This window comes from Aerococcus sp. HMSC10H05 (assembly GCF_001806975.1).
Taxonomy (GTDB): domain Bacteria; phylum Bacillota; class Bacilli; order Lactobacillales; family Aerococcaceae; genus Aerococcus; species Aerococcus viridans_B.
Genome location: NZ_KV786955.1, coordinates 1 through 8074 on the forward strand (window position 1 = coordinate 1; position 8074 = coordinate 8074).

The following is an 8074-nucleotide window of genomic DNA, read 5'->3' on the forward strand; positions in this document are numbered from 1 at the left end:
AATAGAAAGATTCCTCCTACTCGATTTATATAAAAATGTTTATCATCAGCTTTCAAAAGTCAGCATTGTCCGATACTTCCTAAAATGCGGCAATAACATGTCGTTATTATTCGACTTTGGTCCAGTATGTCAATTTTAAACGACCTTTGCCTCACCTACTTTTTTAATCATTTACTTTAAAAATAAACCATGTTATTGAAAGTCTATTTACGAACGTTAACGAAGGATGCAATAATTTGTTATCAAATATGCCAGGGTTAATCTGATTAAAAACGAACGATATATTTAATAAATAAAAATAATACATTTATTTACGAAATATAATGGGTTGACCTTATTGGTTAATGGTGGTAGGATAGTAAAAATCAATTTTACATTTTACAAAGAAAAGGGGAATGAATGAAAATGACTACTGCATGGGAAAATAAATTTGCTAAAGAGGGATTAACATTTGATGACGTCTTATTAATGCCAGCACATTCTGAGGTGTTGCCAAATGAAGTAGATTTAAGTATAACATTAGCACCAAACTTAAAATTGAATATTCCAATTCTTTCAGCTTCCATGGATACGGTAACTGATGCAAGTATGGCGATTGCTATGGCGCGTCAAGGTGGTTTAGGTATTATTCATAAAAACATGACGATTGCCCAACAAGCAGATGAAGTACGCAAGGTTAAACGTTCAGAGTCAGGTGTCATTTCAGATCCATTCTACTTATTCCCAGAATCACCAGTTCATGAAGCAGAAGCATTGATGGCTCGTTACCGTATTTCTGGTGTACCGATCATCAATAATGAAGCAGACCATAAATTAGTGGGTATCCTAACTAATCGTGATATCCGCTTCTTAGAAGACCACGACCAAGCGATTGAAAATGTGATGACCAAAGATAATTTAGTTGTTGCACCACAAGGCACTTCTTTAGAAGAAGCGAGTCACATCTTATATGAAAACCGTATTGAAAAATTATTATTAGTTGATGATGAAGGTCGTTTAACAGGTTTAGTCACTATTAAAGATATTGAACGTGTTACAGACTATCCAAACTCAGCTAAGGATGCGAAAGGTCGTTTAATTGTTGGTGCAGCAGTTGGTGTAACATCAGATACGTTTGAGCGTGTTACAGCCTTATTAGAAGCAGGTGCAGATGCAATTGTAATCGATACAGCCCATGGTCACTCTGCAGGTGTTTTGCGTAAGGTTGCACAAATTCGTCAAGCATTTCCAGATGCGACATTAATTGCTGGTAACGTAGCAACTGCTGAAGGTACACGTGCTTTATATGAAGCTGGCGTTGACGTTGTTAAAGTTGGGATTGGACCTGGTTCAATTTGTACAACCCGTGTAGTTGCTGGTGTAGGTGTACCACAAATTACTGCGATTTACGATGCAGCCAATGTTGCTAACGAATACGGAAAAACGATTATTGCTGACGGGGGGATTAAATTCTCAGGTGATATCGTTAAAGCCTTGGCTGCTGGTGGACATGCTGTAATGTTAGGTTCTATGTTAGCTGGTACAGATGAAGCACCGGGTGAATTGGAAATCTTCCAAGGTCGCCAATTTAAAACATACCGTGGTATGGGGTCATTAGGCGCTATGAAGAAAGGGTCTGCAGACCGCTACTTCCAAGGTGAAGTCAACGAAGCGAATAAGTTAGTACCTGAAGGCATTGAAGGACGCGTAGCTTATAAAGGTGCTGTTTCTGGTATTATTTTCCAATTACTTGGTGGTATTGAATCAGGTATGGGTTATTGTGGTGCCCCAACAATTGAAGCTTTACGTCAAAATGCACAATTTATTCGTATGACAGGAGCAGGTTTGATTGAATCGCATCCACATGATGTACAAATCACCAAAGAGTCACCAAACTATTCAAGAGGCTAATCAGTTTACGACAATAATATCGAAGAGCAAGTGGGTCAGAAAGACTGTGCTTGCTCTTTTTCTATAGAGAAAAGGATGAGAGGGAGTAGATAAAGTTTGTGGAATCAAGACTTAAGGCATTCTTAACCACTTTTGAATAGAAATATAGGACTTATATGGCTAGGATTTGTTAAAATAAGGTAGAGAAACTATAGCGTTCGGAGGATGACCTATGAAAATTTTAATCACTGATGACGATAAGGAAATCGTTGAACTATTAACTATTTATGCGACAAATGAAGATTATGAGGTAGTCCAAGCTTTTGATGGAGATGAAGCATTGAAGAAAATTGTTGAAAATCCTGATATTGCTATGATGGTACTGGATATTATGATGCCTGGAAAAGATGGGATTACAGTAATTAAAGAGTTACGTAAACGTGACGTGGATATGCCTATCTTATTATTATCGGCTAAATCATCTGATATGGATAAAATTTCTGGTTTAACAACAGGTGCAGATGACTATGTCACAAAACCATTCAACCCATTAGAAGTCATGGCACGTATCAAGTCATTACTACGTCGTGCGAGTACCGGTGGTGGTGATGCTGCAACTATTGAAGTTGGCCCACTTGTGATTAACAAAAATTCTCATGAAGTAACCACTACAGATGGCCAACAAATTCAATTAACTGCATTAGAATTTGGTATATTATACTTACTAGCAAGCAATCCTAATAATGTATTTTCAGCGGATGAGATTTTTGAACGTGTATGGCAGCAAGAATCTGTTGTATCAGCTAAGACTGTAATGGTTCATGTGAGTCACTTACGTGATAAAATTGGTGAAGCAACCGGTGGCGATAAAGTGATTTCAACTGTCTGGGGCGTTGGTTATAAGATTACAGCTTAAAAGCTTTTTTGGAAAAGGGGTGAAGGCATTTGCTAGCACCCCTAGTCTTTTTTATGTTAGTCGTTTAGATGAGTAGTAGTGATAGAGGTGAGCTCTTGCAAAAAAAGAAAAGTAGAATGCATACAGAGCTTTTTTTTGAAGCAATTGTATGGATAGCGATATTAGTCATCCTTTATTTTGGGTTAATGTTCGTGTTAATCACGGTCTATGAAACCTATTATTCAGTTTTGTTACGTAAATATCCTGGATCTTTTTTTGTCCACCCACAATTTCAGCAAAATTTCTTTCTAAGTTTAACCATGGTTTACTTGGTGATGAGTGTTTCTTTTGTGGGCTGGCGAGTTTACCGCAGGCTTCGGGCTGTTCAGTTAGGATATGTGCTTGAAGAGTTACATTATATTTCTCAAGGTAACTACCATCATAAGATTTCTACTTCCAATATGAATGGTATGCAGCCGGTTGTAGATTCGATTAACCGTTTAGTAGACTCTACTGTAAAAGCTAGAGAAGAAGAGCGACGAATAGAGCAGTCTAAAGATGACTTGATTACCAATATGAGTCATGATATTCGTACACCACTTACTTCGGTTATTGGTTACTTGACTTTGCTGAAGCAAGAAGAGTTGAAAGATCCAGAAAAAGCGATGAAGTATATCAATATTGCTTATGATAAAGCGATTCAAATGCAACGAATGACGGAAGATTTGTTTGAATATACTAAGGTGAAACAAGTGGATACTAAATTGGCTATTAGTCAGATTAATGTGGTCCGTATGGTAGAACAAATTACGGTAGAATTTGAACTAGAGGCCAATAAAGTTGGCCGTGAGTTTCAGATTATTGCTGAACCAGATGATAATATTCTTGTAGATATTGATCCAGAAAAATTTGTTCGCATCTTTTCCAACTTATTTACCAATGCCTTTAAATATGGTGGAAAGGGTAAGTATATTAAGATTTCAATCTATCAAGACCATGAAAGAACAAAGTTTGTCGTTGAAAATGACGGCGCTAGGATTCCTAAAGGTCAATTAAAGGATCTTTTCCAGAGATTTTATAGGGGGGATAAATCTCGAACTGAGCCACAGACTGGTAGTGGTTTAGGTTTGGCGATTACGCAATCGATTGTTGAATTGCATCATGGTGAAATTTATGCGGAGTCAGACTATAAAGGTACACGGTTTATTTTTACCATACCTAATCGCTTTAAAGAGTTAAATGATCATGAAGAAATGGAGCGAATGTAAGTGAAGAATGAGTTGACAAAAGTTTTTACAATAGCCTTAGTCACTTTGTTGGGTTTTAATTTGGCTCATGGGCCTATGGCTGTACTGGCAACCGAGAATACTACTATTACGGCTAGTCAAACAAGTGATGCAAAGAGTGGTACTGTGTCTGAATTTTCAAATGAGATTACGACAAATTATGGTTTGAATTTAGATGCTGCTATGGCAATTGATAGTGATTCTGGTCAAATTTTGTTTGAAGAAGATAGTGCCGAGCTACACGGAATTGCATCACTAACAAAATTAATAGCCCTTTATGTTGTTTATGATGAAATTCAAGCTGGGAACTTGAATTTTGATACTAAAATTCCGGTATCAGAAGCTGTTTCAGCTTTATCAGTAGCAGAGGGGCTATCTAATGTACCTCTAGAAGAATCGACAGATTACTATACAGTAGATGCTTTAATTGATGCTGCTGTAATTGGGTCAGGTAATGCTGCAGTTGTTGCTTTAGCAGAATATATTTCTGGATCAGAACAAGCCTTCGTTGAGCGTATGAGTGATAAACTAACAGCATTAGGTATTAAAAACTTTGAATTATATACTGCTTCAGGTCTAGCTGGCTCTTGGTTAATAACAAGTGATGGTTCTGCTTCACCTTATTCAATGGATCAGGAAAATATGATGCAAGCCCGTGATATCTTGTTTGTTGCACGTGAAATAGTGAATGAATATCCGGATGTCTTAAAACGAGCAAATGTTACTTCTAAAGAATTTCAAGTATCTGATAGTGAAACGTATACTTTAGAGAATACGAATCTATTTTTACCTGGTAATGCGTATGAACGTGATGATGTATCAGGATTAAAAACGGGTACAGAAACGATTGCAGGTCGTTGTATTATCATTATGAGTCAAATTGATGGACGCGACATCATGCTAGTAACCTTAGGTGCAGAAACTGAAGCAGACCGGTACGAAAATACAGGCACTTTACTTACTGCCTTACAAGAAAACTTAGCGTATACAACGCTTTATGAAGAAGGTAGCACATGGTTACCAGCTGAGAATGTTACGATATATCAAGGTGTAATGGATGGTGTAAACCTAAATTATGCTAAAACAAATGCCCTATTCTTACCCTATAATTATGATTTAGAAAAAAATACTACATTAACTTATGATGCAGCATTTCAATATGACGCTGCTGGCAATCTAGCACTTACAGCACCATTATCGGTTGATCAAACGATTAACACTTTTAATACGACAGTTAATTTTGATAAAAGTCTCTTTAATCAGCTAGATATGTCAAATGCAATTATTCCTGCTGAAGATGTTGATAAAGTAAGTATCGTTGTACAAGTTACGCGTATCATGGAAGATTTATTCAAAGGGTGGATTCAAGATATCCAAGGTATATTTGGTTAAACATCATAATAGCGTATGTTACATCACATAAACCTATGGGATAATTGACTTTTATTTGCGCCGAATATATAATGGAAGCAATAAATGAAAAGTATTGATTGTGATTAGTAGTATAGGCTGATTATTAGAGAGCTCGCGGTAGGTGAAAGTGGGTAGTCAAGTGATATGAATCCACACAATCACTGACTACGAATATGAGGATAGCATCCTGATTAAGTAGAGCCGGGTTAGCCGTTATCTAATGAGTGTAAGGCATCACATTTTTGTGTCTTAAAGTAGGGTGGCACCGCGCAATAATATATGAATTCTAAGCTATTTCGTCCCTTCCAAATTTTTGGGAGATTGAAATGGCTTTTTTTATTGTCTAAATATATAGGAGGAATAAAGATGATTGATATTAAATTACTTAGAGATAATTTTGAAGCGACAGCTACAAAGTATGCTAGTCGTGGAGTTGCTAAAGAGGAACTAGAGCGTTTAATTGATTTAGATGGCCAACGTCGTGAAGTGATTTCTGAAACAGAAACTTTAAAAGCAGAACGTAATGCTGTTTCTGATGAAATTGGTTTGCTTCGTCGTAATAAGGAAAATGCTGATGATAGAATTGCTCGTATGAAAGAAGTAGGGGAAGAAATTCTTGTTTTAGATAAAAAATTAGCAAAACTAGATGAACAAGTAACTCATATTATGGATCGGTTACCAAACTTACCGCATGACTCAGTACCAGTTGGAGCAGATGAAGAGGACAATGTTGAAGTTCGTCGTTGGCATCAAGCACCCGAGTTTGATTTTGAACCAAAAGCCCATTATGAAATTGGAGAAGCATTAGGGATTTTAGATTTTGAACGTGGGGCTAAAGTTTCAGGTGCTCGGTTCTTATATTATCGCGGACTCGGTGCCCGTTTAGAGCGTGCAGTTTATAACTTTATGTTAGACCAACACCAAGAAGAAGGATATGAAGAAGTGATTCCTCCTTACTTGGTGAATGACAAAGCAATGTATGGTACTGGCCAATTTCCTAAATTTACTGAAGATGTTTTCTCTACAACAAATGAAGAGCGTCACCTAACATTAATCCCGACAGCAGAAGTACCATTAACCAATTATTTTGCAAATGAAATTATCCCTGGAGAAGACTTACCAATCTACTTCACTGCGATGTCGCCAAGTTTTCGTTCAGAAGCAGGATCAGCTGGTCGTGATACCCGTGGTTTAATTCGTTTACACCAATTCCAAAAGGTGGAAATGGTGAAATTTGCGCGACCTGAAGATTCATATGACGAATTAGAAAAAATGGTTACAAATGCCGAAAATATACTACAAAAATTAAACTTACCGTATCGAGTAATTACATTATCAACTGGTGATATGGGCTTCTCAGCTGCGAAAACGTATGACTTAGAAGTATGGGTGCCAGCACAAAAAACATATCGTGAAATTTCATCATGTTCAAATACTGAAGCATTTCAAGCGCGTCGTGCTTTGATTCGTTTCCGTAACGCAAATGGCAAACCGGAATATGTACACACATTAAATGGTTCTGGTTTAGCTGTTGGACGTACAGTAACAGCTATTTTAGAAAACTATCAAAACGCTGATGGTTCAGTTACTATTCCCGAAGTATTAGTCCCATATATGGGTGGTATCACAGAAATCACAAAAGAAAATGCTTCTGGCGTTTCAAAATTAAAATAATGTAATACAATAGAGGCAGATTAATTTCTTTTTAATGAAAGGGGCAATTAAGATGTCTAAAGAAACAGCAATATTTGCCGGCGGGTGTTTTTGGTGTATGGTTGAACCATTTGAAGAGATGGATGGTATTGAAAAAGTGACATCAGGATACACTGGCGGACACAAAGAAAATCCTACATATGAGGAAGTTTGTTCGGGCACAACTGGCCATACAGAAGCGGTAGAGATTGAATTTGATAATGAAAAAATAAGTTATCCAGAATTGCTAGATATTTATTGGCAACAGACCGATCCAACAGATGCAATGGGGCAATTTGTTGATCGCGGTGATTCTTATCGACCTGAAATTTTTGTGAACAGCATAGAACAAGCAGAAGCTGCAGAGAAATCTAAAGCGGCGTTAGATGCTAGTGGTAGATTTAATAAACCAGTTATAACACAAATTACTAAAGCAACGACTTTCTGGCCAGCTGAAGATTATCATCAACAGTTCTACAAGAAGAATCCAGCACACTATAAGCGTTATAGTGAATTGTCTGGGCGTAAAACATTCATCAAAGATAACTGGCAAGAGGCTTAATTGCTAGACACGCTATTGAAATACGTAAGGCCCTAGGTGGTATAAACTAGGGCCTTTTTATTTTTCTAAGAAATAAAAAGTGGTTTACAAGAACTGTGAAAGGTGGTACTATATTTTTCAGACATTATTATTGTTTCTGTTGAAACATTGAAGAAAATATTTTCAAAAAAGCTATTGACTTCAACCAGTTGAACATGATAATATCTAATAGTTGCGTTACAACGTAACACTAACCGAGAGAACAACATTTTAATTAATTTATAAAAATGTTGTTGACTTCCAGTTAAACTCGTGATATTATAAGGTAGTTGTCACAAGAGCAACAAGATAGACCTTTGAAAACTGAACAAAGAAGAC

Annotated in this window: 6 protein-coding genes; all 6 read left to right on the forward strand. The window is 36.8% G+C overall.

Annotated features, from left to right (window positions below; genetic code table 11):
- The first annotated feature begins 405 nt into the window (after positions 1-405).
- Positions 406-1890: an IMP dehydrogenase gene (gene guaB / locus HMPREF3116_RS01720; RefSeq protein ID WP_107309609.1), complete on the forward strand. Its 1485-nt coding sequence runs from the start codon at positions 406-408 to the stop codon at positions 1888-1890.
- 211 nt (positions 1891-2101) lie between these two features.
- A complete protein-coding gene (locus HMPREF3116_RS01725; protein ID WP_070467266.1) occupies positions 2102-2785 on the forward strand; it encodes a response regulator transcription factor in 684 nt (227 codons plus the stop codon).
- Positions 2786-2880: 95 nt separating this feature from the next.
- On the forward strand, positions 2881-4032 hold the full coding sequence (locus HMPREF3116_RS01730) for a sensor histidine kinase (RefSeq protein ID WP_083272712.1): 1152 nt from the start codon (positions 2881-2883) through the stop codon (positions 4030-4032).
- Entirely contained in the window at positions 4033-5442 is a 1410-nt protein-coding gene (locus HMPREF3116_RS01735) for a D-alanyl-D-alanine carboxypeptidase family protein (RefSeq protein WP_070467269.1), read from the forward strand.
- A 387-nt stretch (positions 5443-5829) separates the two neighbouring features.
- Complete coding sequence (serS, locus tag HMPREF3116_RS01740) at positions 5830-7137, forward strand: serine--tRNA ligase (RefSeq protein WP_070467271.1); 1308 nt, start codon at positions 5830-5832, stop codon at positions 7135-7137.
- 52 nt (positions 7138-7189) lie between these two features.
- Complete coding sequence (msrA, locus tag HMPREF3116_RS01745) at positions 7190-7717, forward strand: peptide-methionine (S)-S-oxide reductase MsrA (protein ID WP_070467274.1); 528 nt, start codon at positions 7190-7192, stop codon at positions 7715-7717.
- Positions 7718-8074 lie beyond the last annotated feature (357 nt).